13 protein-coding genes and 1 pseudogene are annotated in these 15090 nt (G+C 69.9%); 5 read left to right on the forward strand and 9 right to left on the reverse strand.

Annotated features, from left to right (window positions below):
* Positions 1–78 precede the first annotated feature (78 nt).
* Complete coding sequence (locus tag ACFWFP_RS32860; RefSeq protein WP_379301641.1) at positions 79–1395, forward strand: bifunctional o-acetylhomoserine/o-acetylserine sulfhydrylase; 1317 nt, start codon at positions 79–81, stop codon at positions 1393–1395.
* Positions 1392–2537, forward strand: coding sequence for a homoserine O-acetyltransferase (locus tag ACFWFP_RS32865; RefSeq protein ID WP_379301643.1), 1146 nt, complete (start codon positions 1392–1394; stop codon positions 2535–2537). Before ACFWFP_RS32860 ends, ACFWFP_RS32865 begins: the two co-directional genes overlap by 4 nt.
* Positions 2538–2541: 4 nt before the next feature.
* Here the strand turns inward: ACFWFP_RS32865 and ACFWFP_RS32870 are convergent, their stop codons facing one another.
* Complete coding sequence (locus ACFWFP_RS32870) at positions 2542–3177, reverse strand: TetR/AcrR family transcriptional regulator (RefSeq protein ID WP_379301645.1); 636 nt, start codon at positions 3175–3177, stop codon at positions 2542–2544.
* Positions 3178–3314: 137 nt separating this feature from the next.
* Between ACFWFP_RS32870 and ACFWFP_RS32875 the strand changes: the two genes are divergently transcribed.
* Positions 3315–4262 carry an oxygenase MpaB family protein gene (locus ACFWFP_RS32875; protein WP_379301647.1) on the forward strand — a complete coding sequence of 316 codons (948 nt, stop codon included), beginning with the start codon at positions 3315–3317 and terminating at the stop codon, positions 4260–4262.
* 8 nt (positions 4263–4270) lie between these two features.
* Here ACFWFP_RS32875 and ACFWFP_RS32880 read toward each other — a convergent pair whose 3' ends face one another.
* Complete coding sequence (locus ACFWFP_RS32880) at positions 4271–4597, reverse strand: DUF3017 domain-containing protein (RefSeq protein ID WP_379301649.1); 327 nt, start codon at positions 4595–4597, stop codon at positions 4271–4273.
* A gap of 46 nt (positions 4598–4643) precedes the next feature.
* Here ACFWFP_RS32880 and ACFWFP_RS32885 point away from each other — a divergent pair, with 46 nt between their 5' ends.
* A complete protein-coding gene (locus ACFWFP_RS32885) occupies positions 4644–5126 on the forward strand; it encodes a tRNA (cytidine(34)-2'-O)-methyltransferase (RefSeq protein ID WP_379301651.1) in 483 nt (160 codons plus the stop codon).
* Between the two features lies 1 nt (position 5127).
* Here the strand turns inward: ACFWFP_RS32885 and ACFWFP_RS32890 are convergent, their stop codons facing one another.
* The 4 genes from ACFWFP_RS32890 to ACFWFP_RS32905 form a co-directional block, all read right to left on the reverse strand.
* Positions 5128–5352 (reverse strand): DUF167 domain-containing protein, encoded by a 225-nt coding sequence (locus tag ACFWFP_RS32890; protein ID WP_379301653.1) that lies wholly within the window; start codon positions 5350–5352, stop codon positions 5128–5130.
* Positions 5312–6409, reverse strand: a complete 1098-nt coding sequence (locus ACFWFP_RS32895; RefSeq protein WP_379301655.1) for a DUF4349 domain-containing protein — start codon at positions 6407–6409, stop codon at positions 5312–5314. The genes ACFWFP_RS32890 and ACFWFP_RS32895 overlap by 41 nt, the downstream gene beginning before the upstream one ends.
* A 221-nt stretch (positions 6410–6630) precedes the next feature.
* Positions 6631–10278, reverse strand: coding sequence for an error-prone DNA polymerase (locus ACFWFP_RS32900; protein ID WP_379301657.1), 3648 nt, complete (start codon positions 10276–10278; stop codon positions 6631–6633).
* 58 nt (positions 10279–10336) lie between these two features.
* On the reverse strand, positions 10337–10792 hold the full coding sequence (locus ACFWFP_RS32905) for a hypothetical protein (RefSeq protein WP_379301659.1): 456 nt from the start codon (positions 10790–10792) through the stop codon (positions 10337–10339).
* 132 nt (positions 10793–10924) lie between these two features.
* Between ACFWFP_RS32905 and ACFWFP_RS32910 the strand changes: the two genes are divergently transcribed.
* Positions 10925–11881, forward strand: coding sequence for an SDR family NAD(P)-dependent oxidoreductase (locus ACFWFP_RS32910; protein WP_379301661.1), 957 nt, complete (start codon positions 10925–10927; stop codon positions 11879–11881).
* 57 nt (positions 11882–11938) lie between these two features.
* Here ACFWFP_RS32910 and ACFWFP_RS32915 read toward each other — a convergent pair whose 3' ends face one another.
* The 3 genes and pseudogenes from ACFWFP_RS32915 to ACFWFP_RS32925 form a co-directional block, all read right to left on the reverse strand.
* Positions 11939–12379: a GNAT family N-acetyltransferase gene (locus ACFWFP_RS32915; protein ID WP_379301663.1), complete on the reverse strand. Its 441-nt coding sequence runs from the start codon at positions 12377–12379 to the stop codon at positions 11939–11941.
* A 510-nt stretch (positions 12380–12889) separates the two neighbouring features.
* Positions 12890–13411, reverse strand: a pseudogene (locus ACFWFP_RS32920) (sucrase ferredoxin); the annotation flags it as partial.
* Positions 13412–13505: 94 nt separating this feature from the next.
* Positions 13506–15077, reverse strand: coding sequence for a DNA polymerase Y family protein (locus ACFWFP_RS32925; RefSeq protein WP_379301665.1), 1572 nt, complete (start codon positions 15075–15077; stop codon positions 13506–13508).
* Positions 15078–15090 lie beyond the last annotated feature (13 nt).

The following is a 15090-nucleotide window of genomic DNA, read 5'->3' on the forward strand; positions in this document are numbered from 1 at the left end:
AGGAGGCCCCCATGTGTTGTTGCCAGTCGATCCGACCCAGTTGACGAGATCCCCCGGCTGACACCTTTGGAGCACGACATGACCGACTCTTCCCTGCCCGAGAACTGGTCCTTCGAGACCAAGCAGGTCCACGCGGGCCAAGCCCCCGACGCGAGCACCAACGCGCGGGCGCTGCCCATCTACCAGACCACCTCCTACACCTTCCGCGACACCGATCACGCCGCCGCGCTGTTCGGTCTCGCCGAGCCGGGCAACATCTACACCCGGATCATGAACCCCACCCAGGACGCGGTGGAACAGCGCGTAGCCGCCCTCGAAGGCGGCGTCGCGGCGCTGCTGCTGGCCTCGGGCCAGGCCGCGGAGACCTACGCGATCCTGAACCTGGCGAGCGCGGGCGACCACATCGTGTCCAGCCCGCACCTCTACGGCGGCACCTACAACCTCTTCCACTACTCGCTGCCCAAGCTGGGGATCACGGTCTCGTTCGTCGAGGATCCCGATGACCTCGCGCAGTGGGAAGCCGCGATCCAGCCGAACACCAAGGCGTTCTACGGCGAGACCATCGCCAACCCGAGCAGCGCGGTGTTCGACATTCCCGGCATCGCCGGGGTCGCGCACGCGAACGGCCTTCCGCTGATCGTCGACAACACCGTCGCCACCCCCTACCTGATCCAGCCGCTCGCCCACGGCGCCGACATCGTCGTGCATTCGGCGACGAAGTACCTGGGTGGGCACGGTGCGGCCGTGGCGGGCGTGATCGTCGACGGCGGCACCTTCGACTGGACCGTGCGCGACGCCGAGGGCAACGCGCGCTTCCCCGGCTTCACCGAGCCCGACCCCAGCTACCACGGTGCGGTGTTCGCCGATCTGGGTGCGCCCGCGTTCGCGCTGAAGGCTCGCGTGCAGTTGCTGCGCGACCTGGGCGCTGCGGTCTCGCCGTTCAACGCGTTCCTCATCGCCCAGGGCATCGAGACGCTGAGCCTGCGGGTCGAACGGCATGTCAGCAATGCCGAGACGGTCGCGAAGTTCGTCGCCGAGCAGCCGGGCGTCGACGCGGTGTTCTACGCGGGTCTCGAGTCCTCGCCGTGGCACGCGCGAGCCAAGGAGCTGGCGCCCAAGGGCGCGGGCGCGATCGTGGCCTTCGAGCTGTCGGGCGGTGTCGATGCCGGCAAGAAGTTCGTGGACGCGCTCAGCCTGCACAGCCATGTAGCTAACATCGGTGATGTGCGTTCACTCGTGATTCACCCGGCGTCGACCACGCATTCGCAGTTGACGCCCGAAGAGCAGCTAGCGGCCGGCGTCACTCCCGGCCTGGTCAGGCTCGCGGTGGGCATCGAGGGAATCGACGACATTCTGGCCGATCTACGGGCCGGGTTCGCGGCGGCGACGACGTGACTGTGAGCACCGAATCGCCGATCGCCCGACCCGGAACCGGGGTGGCCCTGCTGCCACCGCCGGACGGGCGTGCAGGCGTGGTCGCCATCGGGGACGTGGCGCTGGAGAACGGCGCCGTGGTTCCCGATGTGCGGCTGACGGTGCAACGCTGGGGCGAGCTCTCGCCCACCCTGGACAATGTGGTGCTCGTCGAACACGCGCTCACCGGTGACTCCCATGTCATCGGTGGGCCCGACGGGGCTCCCGGCTGGTGGGAGGGCATGGTCGGGCCCGGTGCGCCGATCGACACCGACGAGTGGTGCGTGATCGCCACCAATGTGCTCGGCGGCTGCAAGGGCAGTACCGGGCCCGCCTCTCTCGCGCCCGACGGAAAGCCGTGGGGCGCACGGTTTCCCGAGCTGACCATCCGCGATCAGGTGACCGCCGAGGCGCAGTTGTTCGAGGTGCTCGGGATCGAGCGGCTCGGCGCGGTGGTCGGCGGCTCGATGGGCGGCATGCGGGTGCTCGAGTGGATCATCGGCCTGCCCGAGCGGGTTTCGGCCGCGCTCGTGCTGGCCGTCGGCGCGCGCGCCACCGCCGATCAGATCGGCACCCAGACCACCCAGATGGCCATCATCGCGGCCGATCCCGACTGGCAGGGCGGCAACTATCACGGCACCGGTCGCGCGCCCATGACCGGTATGGGGCTGGCCCGGCGGATCGCGCACCTGACCTACCGCACCGAGGGCGAGCTCGACCACCGGTTCGCCAACAAGGCCCAGGGCGACGAGGATCCGTGGGCCGGTGGCCGGTACGCGGTGCAGAGCTACCTCGAACACCAGGCCGACAAGCTGTGTTCGCGCTTCGATCCGGCCACCTACGTGCTGCTCAGCGAGGCCATGAACCGCCACGACGTGGGGCGCGGTCGCGGCGGCGTCGCCGCCGCGCTGGCCTCCACCGCGGTGCCGTGCGTGGTCGGCGGAGTCGACTCGGATCGCCTGTACCCCTTGCACACCCAGGCCGAGCTGGCCGAAGGGCTGCCGGGCTGCGCGGGTCTCGAGATCGTGCACTCCCGCGACGGGCACGACGGGTTCCTCACCGAGGCGGCCGCCGTGTCGAAGCTGCTCACCGAGACGATGCGCTTGGCGCGGGAGAACCGCTGAGCCGTCAGGGCCCGGTCAGCAGGGTGACGATCGAGCGAACGTAGGCCTGAAGCCGTTCGCGCGGATACTCGTCCGGTTCGCTGACCCCCAGTCGACCGAGCATTTCGGCGATGGTGAGGGTCGAGTTCGCGAGTAGTCCGGCATCCATCCCCGACCACTTCGGCAGCACTGAGATACCCATGCGGACAAGAGATTCCGCACGCTCCAAGATTTCGGCGCGCGAAGCACGAAGAGCCGCGCGATATTCCTCGGGCGCACTCGCCGGGGTAGCGAGGATCAGCCGCCAGCGGGTCGGATTCGCCAGCGCCACACCGACGAACGCCTCGACGGTCGCCGAGGCGGCGGACAGCGGGTCGGCGCCGAGCAGGCCTTCGGGCAGCGTGTCGGCGATCTGATCCAGGCCGCGTTCGCGTTCGCGTTCCAGCAGCGCTTCGACCAGTTCGGCACGGGTTTTGAACACCGTGTACAGCACAGGCTTTCCGACGCCTGCCTCCTGCGCCACGGCCTCCATGCTCAGCTCGTGCAGCTCCATCCGGCCCAGGACGGTGAACGCGGCGTCGAGGAGCTGCGCGCGGCGCTGCTGCGGCGGCAGACGCGGCGCGTAGCGGCGTCGAGGTCGTTGCTCCTGCGTCGAGGTCACCGCTCACCTGCCTTTCGCTCCGGACGATACCTGGAACCTTCCGCCACAAATCCTACGCAGCCGTTGTATTCGCGTCGAGCCATTGCTACGGTGGTGTTGTATTCATCTGTTACTCGCACTGCAAAGGGGCATGTGCAATGGCTTTCGATGCGTCGACTCTGCGTCGCGACGACTACGGCTTCTTCGGGCCGGATTCCCCCACCTGGAAGGTGTGGGCGGCGCCGACCGCGCTGATCGGATTCCAGCGCGCGGTCACCCTCGAGCACTTCGATCCGTTCCTGACCGCCGCGGTCGCCGATTCACACGGGATCTACGACAATCCCGCCACCCGCCTCGACCACACGCTGTCCTACTTCCTGCTGGTCGCGCTCGGTGACGGCCGCACCGCCATCCAAGCATCCGAACACCTGATGCAGGTGCACGCGCCGATGACGGGCATCGAACCGATCAGCGGCAAGCGCTACAGCGCCAACAACCCCGACTCCCAGCTGTGGATCCATGTCACCGGGTGGCATTCGGTCCTCAAGGCCTACGAGATGTTCGGCCCCGGCCCGCTGAGTCCCGCCGAGGAGGACCGGTACTGGGCCGAGTGCGTGATCGCCGCCGAACTGCAGACCTGCAAGCCCGCGAATGTACCGCGCGATCGGGCCGAGGTGCGCGCCTACTTCGAACGCGTCCGGCCGCAGTTGTGCGTCAGCGAGCGGGCCGTGGAGGCCATGCACTTCCTGCTGTGGCCGTCGGTGAGCAAAGGCATGACGTTCGCCGCCGGTGGCCGGGTGCTGTCGCTGGCGACGATCTCGACGCTGCCCGCCTGGATGCGCGAACTCGGCCGATTCGACCTGCCTCGCGTTGTCGATGCCGCCGTGCGTCTCCCCGGGAAGGCGATCGTCTGGGCGGCCGCACGTCGCGGCAACCGTGGCCTGATCATGGCCGCCCCGTACGTCGCGAAGATGACCGGACAGATCTTGGCTGCCCACGAGCGCACCGCGCCGCCGCGAACCCGGTCGACGATCAGCCCGGGCGAAGCTCGCGCGCTCTACGGCAGCAACGGCACCCGCAGCCTGTGGGACAAGACCTCCGCCTGAACCCTGTCTCAGTTGACGCCGAGGGTGTTGATCGTGGCGGCCAGGAAAACGATGGCGCTGCCGAGGGTGGTCAGCGCGGCCACGTCGAACGGGCGGCTGCGCACGGCGAGCAATCCCACCTGGACGGTCGGCAGGCACAGCCGGAAGGCGGCGGCCACCAGGGCGGCGCTGCCGAAGATCAGCGCGCCGCGACGCCACCGATCCCAGGCGACGAAGCCGACCGCGATCACGATCAGCGCGGTCACCACGGTCATCGGCAGATGACTGCGCAGGTACTGCTCCCCCGCGCTCAACCGCGCGACCCGGTGCTTGCCGGTCGTCTCCGCCTCGTTCACGAGCCCGATTGTTCCAGATACCGCCTGCGCGCGGACGGGGTGGCGCATGACAGAGTGGTCGGCTGTGCTGCACCTGATCTTTCACGAGCCCGTGATTCCGCCCAATACCGGCAATGCGATCCGGTTGGCCGCGGGGACCGGCTGCGCGCTACACCTGATCGAACCGCTCGGCTTCGACCTGTCGGAGTCCAAGCTGCGCCGGGCCGGACTGGACTACCACGACCTCGCGGTGGTGACCGTGCATCCCGATCTGGCGACGGCGTTCGCGGCGATCCGGCCAGGCCGCGTGTTCGCCTTCACCACCCAGGCCACCACGCGTTTCACCGATATCGCCTATCGCGACAACGACGCGCTGCTGTTCGGCACCGAGCCCACCGGGCTGCCCGCGGAAGTCCTGGCCGATCCCCAGATCACCGAGCAGGTGCGCATTCCGATGCTGCCGGGGCGGCGGTCGATGAATCTGTCGAACGCGGCGGCGGTGTCGGTGTACGAGGCCTGGCGACAGCTGGGATTTCCGGGCGCGGTCTGACTCAGTCGATGTCGAACCGCTTGAACCGCGAGGTGGCGCCCGCGGTGAGCCGGACCGCGGACTTGGGAACGCCGAAATGATCGGCGAGTAGTTCGATCGCGGCCTTGTTGGCCTTGCCCTCGACGGCCGGGGCGTGGACATAGAGGGTCAGGGTGCCGTCTTCGGCGGTTTCGACGAGTGGGCCTTTACGGCTGTTCGGTTTGATCGTCGCCCGCACTGTGGGCACCGGGGGTCTCCTTCCCGGATGCTGCCGATTCGGGTGCGCCCGATGCGCCGACCTCGGATGCGGTGGCCCCGGATGCGGTGGGCGCGGGAGCGGTGGCTGCTGGCGCGGTGGGCGCGGGAGCGGTGGCTGCCGGCGCGGTAGGCGCAGGAGCGGTGGCTGCGGGTGCGGGTGCGGGTGCGTTGGACATGTGCGCTGCGGTGCGACGGCGCCTGCGCAGCAATCGCAGTGCGGCGTACAGCAATCCGCCGATCACCGCGAGGAAGCCCAGCCACGGCACGGCCTTGCCGACGAAGACGATCGCGTCCTGCAACCAGTCGATCAGCGAGTGCCAGCCCGAAACGATGCCGTCCCAGAAGTTGTCCGGGTCGCCGGGTGCGTTCTTGTCGTCGGCGGTGAGGGTGATGGTGAGCGTCGACAGCGCCACCTGATCGTCGAGGCTGCGCTTCTGCGCGGTGAGACTGTCGAGTTCGCCCTGCCTGCTCGACAGCGCTTCCTCCGCGGCGATCAGGTCGGCGGTGTTGGTGGCGCCCGTGATCAGCGCTTTGAGCCGATCGACGGAGGCTTGCAGGGCGCGGATGCGAGCGTCGAGGTCCTGCCACTGCATGGTGACGTCGTCGCGATTGGTACTCACCCTGGTCACCGTGCCGACCCCGCCGAGCCCGGTGATGAAGGCATCGGTCTTGTCGGCGGGCACCCGCACACTGAGCACGGCCCGAGCGGCGCGCTTGTCGGTGCCGGGCTGTTCGGTGCGGCTGTCGATCCGGCCGTCGACGGCCCTGACCTGCTCGGTGACGGTCGCGGCGGCGGCGATCGGATCCCCCGAGGTGACATCCACCGACCCGGTGATCACCTCTTTCCGGTTCGACTGATCCGTCGGCGCCGGACTGTCCTTCTGCGGGGCGCCCTCCCGGAACCCGGGCGTCACCGCGGGTGCCGGCCCGCCCATGACAGTGGGCTCCGACGCCCGACCGGCCTGGTCCTCGCTGTCGTCATCGCCGCACCCGGCCAGGAACAACAGCCCGAGCAACGCGATCATCACCACGGCAAGCTTGCGCATGTTCGCAGCGTAGTGCGTCAGCGGACCCCCGGCTGGCGTTCAACTCGGCGGACACATCGCCACTTGCATGCACACCCTGGGCCGGGTAACCCCTGGATGTCCCTACCCAAAGGGGCCCGCCCCGATCTGGACTGACCGGAGGGTGCGACGAAGGAGCACCCGGAGGGAGGGAAGATCGGGGCCTCAGGGGCCCCGCTCGAGCGCGCCAGCGCTCCAAAAACTCAGCGGAAGTCGCGGGAGCGGGCGACGATGGTCAGGTCGAGGTGTTCGAGGTGGTCGGCGACGACACTGGCGGCGCCCTCGGCGTTTTGGATGCGGCCGCGGACGAGCAGGGCGGTGGCGTTCTGGGCGAGGCGGCGATAGCGCGTCCACAGGCCGACCGAGCAGACGACGTTGACCATGCCGGTCTCGTCTTCGAGGTTGAGGAAGGTGACGCCCGCGGCAGTGGCGGGGCGCTGACGGTGGGTGACCGCACCCGCCACCAGGATGCGGGCGCCGTCCTCGACGAGCAGGAGATCGCACGCGGGGACTACACCGAGTGAATTCAGATGGGCGCGAAGGAATTCGGTGGGATAGGAGTCGGGCGAGATGCCGGTGGCCCAGACGTCGGCGGCGGCGAGTTCGAGCGCGCTCATGCCGGGCAGGGCCGGGGCTACGGTGGCGGGACCCGTGCCGGGTAGGCGATCGGGACGCTCCACGGCCGCCGCACCCGCTGCCCACAGCGCCGCCCTGCGCACGCTGCTGCCGCGCGATTCCCGTTGCCCAGCCGGATGATCCGGCACGGCATCTGAGCCCTGCCCAGCCGTGAGCCCACCGCGACCGTCGCCCGTGCCGAGCCCGTTCGGCGGTGCGGCGCGGCCGTCGGCGGGTTCGGTGTCGACCAGCACATCCAGCGCCCCCGAGGTGGCCAGCGATTCCGATTGGACGACAGTGAGTTCCACGCGGCCGGCGAGGTCGAGCATCGAGGTGAAGGGGCCGTGTTCGGCACGGGTGGCGACGATGCGTTCGGCGAGATCGGTGCCGATGTGCCGCACGCCCGACAGGCCGAGCCGGATCTCGGTGCCCGCGTTCTCGAGGGTGGGCTCGGCACGGCTGGCATTGATGTCGGGGCCGTGCACGCGCACCCCGTGCCTGCGGGCGTCGGCCACCAGCGACTGCGGCGAGTAGAAACCCATCGGCTGCGCACGCAACAGCCCGGCGCAGAACGCGGCCGGATGGTGCAGCTTGAACCACGACGAATAGAACACGATCGAGGCGAAACTCTGCGAATGACTTTCGGGGAAACCGAAATTGGCGAAGGCGTAGAGCTTCTCGTAGATGCGGTCGGCGAGATCGCCGGTGATGCCGTGCAGGTCCCGCATGCCCTGATAGAGGCGGTCCTTCAACTGTTCCATCTTCTGCGGCGAGCGTTTGGAACCCATGGCGCGGCGCAGCTGGTCGGCTTCGGCGGGACTGAAACCGGCGACGTCGATGGCCATCTGCATCAGCTGTTCCTGGAACAACGGAATACCGAGGGTGCGGGCGAGCGAGTTCTCCAGCGCGGGATGGTCGCAGACGGGCGCTTCCTTGCCGTTGCGCCTACGGATGTAGGGGTGCACCGAACCACCCTGGATGGGCCCCGGTCTGATCAGCGCCACCTCCACCACCAGGTCGTAGAAGGTGCGCGGCTTCAGCCGGGGCAAGGTCGCCATCTGCGCGCGCGACTCCACCTGGAACACCCCGATCGAGTCGGCACGCGACAGCATCTCGTAGACACCGGCTTCGGTGAGATCGAGCGCGTGCAATTCGACCTTCTCGCCCTTGTGCTCGCGCACCAGATCGATCATGTAGTGCAGCGCCGAGAGCATGCCGAGGCCGAGCAGGTCGAACTTCACCAGACCGACGGCGGCGCAATCGTCTTTGTCCCACTGCAGCACACTGCGCCCGGCCATCCGCGCCCACTCCACCGGGCACACGTCGGCGATCGGCCGATCGCAGATCACCATGCCGCCGGAGTGGATCCCCAAATGCCGTGGCAGACCGTCGAGTTCACCCGCGAGTTCGAGAACCGCGTCCGGGATATCGGTGCCCGTCTCGGCGGCCACCCCGGACCAGCGGCTCACCTGTTTGCTCCACGCGTCCTGCTGCCCCGGCGAAAAGCCCAGCGCGCGTGCGGCATCGCGCACCGAGGACTTGCCGCGATAGGTGATCACATTCGCCACCTGGGCGGCGTAGTCGCGGCCGTACTTGGCGTAGACGTGCTGGATGGCCTCCTCGCGACGGTCGGATTCGATGTCGACATCGATATCGGGCGGCCCGTCGCGCTCGGGCGAGAGGAACCGTTCGAACAGCAGCTGGTTGGCGACAGGGTCGACATTGGTGATGCCGATGGCGTAGCAGACCGCGGAGTTGGCGGCCGAGCCTCGGCCCTGGCACAGGATGTCGCTGTTCTTGCAGAACTCGACGATGTCGTGCACCACCAGGAAATAGCCGGGGAACTCCATCTTCTCGATCACCGCGAGCTCGTGCTCGAGCTGCCGGTACGCCTGCGGGTTCCGCTCCGGCGGGCCGTAACGCTCGGCGGCACCGCGGAGGGCGAGCTCGCGCAGCCACGAGTTCTCGTCATGGTCGGCGGGCACGTCGAACGGGGGGAGCTTCGGGGCGATCAGCCCCAGGTCGAACGCGCATTCGCGAGCCAGCACCGCCGCGTTCGCCACCGCGTGCGGGTAGTCGGCGAACAGGTGCGCCATCTCCGCACCCGAACGCAGGTGCGCGCCGCCGGTGGGCGCGAGCCAGCCCGCCATCTCGTCGAGGCTGCTCCTGGCGCGGATCGCGGCCAGCGCCATCGCCCGGCGACGCTGCGCCGGAGACGCGAAATGGGCACCGGTGGTGGCGAGTACGGGAACATCGAGCCGATCGGCCAGCGCGATCAGCAGCGCGTTGCGCTCGTCATCGGTGGCGATGCCGTGATGGGTGAGCTCCACGCTCACCCGATCGGCGCCGAATCGTTCGATCAGATCCCGCAGGGCCGCTTCGGCTTTCGGTAGCCGGGTATCGCCACCGCGCAGATCGTGTTCGAGTGCGGTGCGCAGGTGGCCTTTGCGGCAGCCGGTGAGGATGTGCCAGTGCCCGCCCGCCGCCGCCGTGAGGGCGTCCAGGTCGTATCGCAGCACCCCCTTCTCCCCCGCGGCCATATGCGCCGCCGCCATCTCTCGCGACAGCCGCCGATAGCCCTCCTGCCCCCTGGCGAGGACCAGCAGATGCGGACCGCCGGGGTCGGGAGATCCAGTGCGCGGCACCGAGTCCGGCGCCGTCGCGTGCCCGTTTCGCGGCTCGGCCGATCCGCCGGCATCGCGCAGACCGCCGTCCGCCGTGGCCCCCCTCGGCCCATCGGTATCCGCTTCGCGGGCCTGCGTTCGACCCGGCAGGAAACGCACCCCGCCCCGAGGTACAGAACGGCGCCGGACCGCATCCCCTCGGCCCGGCGCCGCCTCCGCATCGGTTCCCAGTGACAGTTCGGCACCGAAAACCGTTGGCATTCCCCATTCCCTGGCCGCCTCGGCGAACCGGACGGTCCCGTAGAACCCGTTGTGGTCGGTGAGCGCGAGCGCTTCCAGACCGAGCCGCACCGCCTCCTCCACCAGCTCCTCCGGCTGACTCGCCCCGTCGAGGAAGCTGTAGGCGGAGTGGGTGTGCAGCTCCGCGTAGGGCACCGTCGGGCCGGTCGGCCGGTCGAGCTCGGCGGCGTGGTATTCGCCGCGTTTGCGTGACCAGGCCGGGCTGTCGCCGCCGTCGCCCGGGTGCAGGTCTTGCGCCGGCCTGCCACTCGGCTTGCCGGAGAGCACCCGTTCCAGCTCCGACCAGGTCGGCGGACCGTTGCTCCAGCCCATGCACCCGCTCCTCTCACGACCCCCGCATCACCGCACCCCTTTCCCGGTGGAGGACAACTCAATTCGCGGGCAAGCGCTCCATCGACCGCGATTCCAGCGCCGCCTCCACATGGCTCAGACCGGTGCGGATCACCGCGCCGTAGGCATCGTTGGCGAGCACGTCCAGATGCCCGCGCGCGATGGCCAACTGCATCCGCGCCATCTCGAAGTCACCGACGCGGCGATGGCTGTCGGCCAGGTTCAGATACAGCGAGGGCAGGAACCCGCGCAGCCCCTCATCGAGCGGGATGCCCGGCCCGAACACCGCGGCCAGCGCCCGCTGGTCCCACAGCAACGCACCCTCCGCCAACTCCTGCACATCCGCCAGGTGATGCGCCACCACGCAGCGATGCAACGGGTCGCCGCCCTCCCCTATCTCACTCCACAGCCTGGTCAGCGCCGCGCGCGCCGCATCAGGGTCGCCACCGCCGAGCCGCACCGCGGCATAGATGTCCGCCATCCGATCGTCCGCCATGTGCATCAGTATCGCACATACGTTCGAATATTAGCGAGAGGGACTCGAACATATTTTCGAGTTTCCGGAGGATCCTGGCCCTCGAACTTACTTTGGAGTAAGTTCGAGGCAACGAGCTGCAAAGGAGCAGTGATGTCTCAGGTTTCTCCAGGTGAACGGGGCCGCAAGCGGCGCGATCTCACCGGCAGGCATGTCGTGATCACCGGCGCGTCGTCCGGGATCGGCCGGGCCGCCGCCCTCTCGGTCGCCGACAAGGGCGGTGTCGTGTTCCTGCTCGCGCGCCGCGCCGACGAACTGGCCACGGTGGTCGCCGAGATCGTCGACGCGGGCGGGCGGGCCTACGGCTACCCCTGCGATGTCACCGACTCCGAATCGGTGGACTCGGCCGTCAAGGCGATCCTCGACCAGCACGGCCACGTCGACATGCTGGTCAACAACGCGGGTCGCTCCATCCGCCGCGCCATCCACCGCTCCACCGATCGCCTGCACGACTTCGAACGCACCATGGCGGTGAACTACTTCGGCGCGCTGCGGATGACCCTCGCGCTGCTGCCACAAATGCGCGAACGCGGCTTCGGCCACATCGTCAACATCTCCAGCGCCGGCGTGCAGGTGGCCACCCCTCGCTTCGCCGCCTACCTCGCCAGCAAGGCGGCCCTGGACAAGTTCACCGAGGTCGCCTCGGTCGAAACCCTCGCCGACGGAGTCACGTTCACCACCATCCACATGCCGTTGGTGCGCACCCCGATGATCGCCCCCAGCGGCGACCAGGGCCCTTCCGAATCCCCCGAGTGGGCCGCGGGCACGATCGTGCGCGCGCTCACCGAACGCCCCAAACGCATCGATGTCCCCCTCGGCACCCTCGCCGAATACGGCGGCATCATCACCCCCAAACTCCGCGACCGCATCCTGCACCGCTACTACCGCGCGCTGCCCGATTCCCCTGCGGCCAAGGGCGAATCGGCCGAAGACGCCCCGGCCCCCGCACCGGCACCCCGGGCAGATCCGAAAACCCCTTCCGCCGCCCGAAAAGCCACCGGCACCGCCCTGCGCCGCGCGGCCCGTTGGGTACCCGGCACACACTGGTGAGCACCGCGTAGTCACCCGGTTCGCTTCGTAACCACAGGGATTCGGTGCTCCCGCGATTCACTGCAGGCCGAGGGTGAAGTGGTGGGCGGTGATGGCCAGATGATGGCGCATGTAGAGGCGGTGGGCGGCGGCTCGGGTGGGGCCGACGCCGGAGTCCAGGTGGATCGCCGTGCAGCGCAGACGCCGAGCTTCGGCGGTGAGCCAGTCGAGCAGGCTGTCGGCGTGGCCTCGGCCGCGTGCCGAGGGAAGGGTGGAGACATCGTCGATGTAGAGGTGGTGCCCCCAGGCGGTGGAGTGGGATTCGCGGAATCCCGCCACCGACAGTGCTGCGGGAGAACCCGATTCGAAGGCCCCGATGAGGCGGTAGCCCGCGGGGCGGAGTTCGGTGTCGATGAACTCGGTCAGGCGCGAGGACGTCTCCCACTGGGGGCGAAGCTCCAGTAGGGCCGGGCCCGCCAGCCCGGTTTCGTCCTTGCCGATTTCCCGGATGTCGATCATGGAGTCGACGCTAGGTCCGTCGGGTGACGTGCGGGAGGGCCACTGCGCCGTAGTTCCGCCAGTCCACCGTGGTGCTCGCCCGCAACTTTCGCAGTCGACGAACCGTCAGCGATCCGTGGGTCGTTCGGGCTGTGTGCGGGACAGCGCGGGAAGTTGTTCTATCGCAGCGGGTTCCAAGTAGGTGGCCGGTTTGGGGGCGGCGCCGCAGCTGGCTTGGCGCGGGGCGGCGGGGACGGTGCGGGCGGTGACGCGCCAGCGGCGGCCGTCGCGGTGGGTGACGATGGCGGCGCCCGCCACGGTCGGGTCGTGGGTGGGGACCGGGTCGGGCGCAACGGTGAGGGCGGTGGCATCGGCCGGGACCCGCTCGCGCACAGCCACTTCGGCGAGCTGGGAAATCGGGGGGTAGCAGCTGCGGCCGCGGAGGCCGGTCAGGGAGACCTCGCCGATGTCGGCCGCTTCGAGCATCGCCTTGGCGGCCGTGGCGTCGACGCGGCCGTAGGTGAGGCCGGAGGGAAGCAGCACGACCGCGGGGGCGAAGCGGTGACCACCGGTGTGCGAGGCCTCCCAGACCCGGCCCGGGTAGTCGGCGGCGAGGGCGGCGGCGATCGGGCGGCCCAGCAGGGCACAGCACTGGTCGCGTTTGCCGTGGGCACAGACCAGGACCACCGGATCATCCACGCGCACACCGATTCCCGGCGCCGGTCCGTCGACGAGGTGCAGGTCGATGTCGAAGAGCTGGCGCAAGTCGGTGATCTCGAGCCGCTCGCACCAGGAGCCCTCCGGCCGCGAACTGACCAGCAGCACAGTGCGGGTACCGGTGAACTCGTTGCGGCCGGGACGGCGGATCAGCGTCGGCCGGACCCGCGCCGCTGACGTACGCGCCGCCAGTTCGGCGGTGATCTCCGGACCCAGCACCTCATCACCGATCACATCACCGCCCCACGCACCGGGATGCTCGATACACAGCCACCCGGTGAAGTGCCCCGCGGTACCGAGCAGCGGAAGGTCGACAGCGGCCGCCGTACACAACATGCCCTCGAACGGGTTCACAGCGCTCCTCCCGCGACCGAGCCTTCCGGGGCTGTCCCGGACAAGCGTCGTTTCACTCTAGAACCGGGGCGGTGGGCTACTCGTAGACGCCCTCGGCGTGCCATCGCGTCGCGTCGTAGACGAGCAGGACGGCGCGGATCTCGGTGGGGTCGGCGTCGAGCTGGACTTGAACGCGCACGGCCAGGGCGGTGGGTTCGGCGGTGGACCACCAGCGTTCGGTGACCGGCCAAGGGCCCGCCCAGCCCAGCAGCGCCCACTGCTTGCTGCCCCAGCGCAGGCGGGTGGGCACGGCGGTGAACAGGCCACGGTCGGTGACCAGGACGGGGGCGCCGTCGGCGGCGGTCAGGTGCACGACCGGGCGGTGCAGCAGGAGCAGGGTGGGGGCGGGTTCGGGGAGACGACCGGGCCAGGGCTGGGTGGGGTCGGCGGCGGGGGTCAGCTCGTCGCCGAGGGCGATCATGGTGATGCGTTCGGCGGGCCCGCGCCCGCCGCTGAGCACACCGATGCGGACCGCTTCGCCACCGAGCAGTCCCTGCACACGGACCAGGGCGCGGCGGGCCCGCTCGGTTTCCTCGCCCTCACCACCCCACAGACCGAGTTGCAGGGCGCCGGCGGCGACCACCTCGACCGGTTCCAGCGTGAGCGCGACGATCGGGCCGGTGGGGCGGGCCCGGTGGGTGAGCCAGCCGTCGAGTTGCCAGCGGACGCGGTCGGCGGTGTCGGCGGGGGTGAGTGGGCGGGCGCAGCGCCAGATCCGGGTGAGCTCCTCGCCCGTCTCGGTGCGCGCGGTCACGGCGAGCCGGGTGCACGCCACGCCTGCCGCCGACAGCACCGCGTGCAGCCGGGTGGACAGCTGCCTGCCCGCGAACGCGGCCGCGTCGACCCGGTCGATGGGCGGGTCACAGGCCAGCTCGACGGTCAGCTCCGGAGCGGGGCGGCGCGCCGACGGTGGGCGTTGCGGCAGGGCGCGGGCGGTGCGATGGGCGAGCACGGCGTCGGCGCCGAACCGGGAGGCCACGTCGGCGGGCGACAGGCGCGCGAAGTCACCGATGCGGCGTAATCCCAGGCGACGCAGCAGGTCGACCAGCTCCGCGCGCTGCGGTGCGGCCAGGCTCGGCTCCGCCGCGAGCTCCGAGACCGGGAGCGGCGCGAGGTACCGCGCGCCCTCTCCCGGCGCCACGATCGCCCCGCGCCGGGCCGCGATCACCGCCGTCGACACGGCATCGGCGATCCCGATCTGCGCCTCGGCTCCCGCCACGGCGACCGCGTCGATCAACCGCACCACCGCGGCCTCCTCGGAGCCGAAATACCGTGCGGCACCGCGTGCCCCGAGCACGATGAGCCCGGGCCGCAACACCTCGACGCCCGGCACCGTCTCATCGACAGCGCCGACCACCGGCTCGAACAATCGCGCGTCCCGATCCGGATCATCCTGCACGACAACAAGTCCCGGACAGCACCCCTGCGCATCCCGCCGCCGCATCCCCCGCCGCACCCCCTCGGCCCGCGCGATCGCCGAACACGCCACCACCGAATTCCCCCGCAGCACCGCGATCGGCCGCTCCGCCGACACTCCCTCCACCGCGGCCGCCGCCACCGCGGGCCAGTCCAGGCACCACACCGCCAGCACCCGGTCAGCACGCGTCACGACGGGCCCGCGG

Source organism: Nocardia sp. NPDC060249, from assembly GCF_042728755.1.
Classification (GTDB): domain Bacteria; phylum Actinomycetota; class Actinomycetes; order Mycobacteriales; family Mycobacteriaceae; genus Nocardia.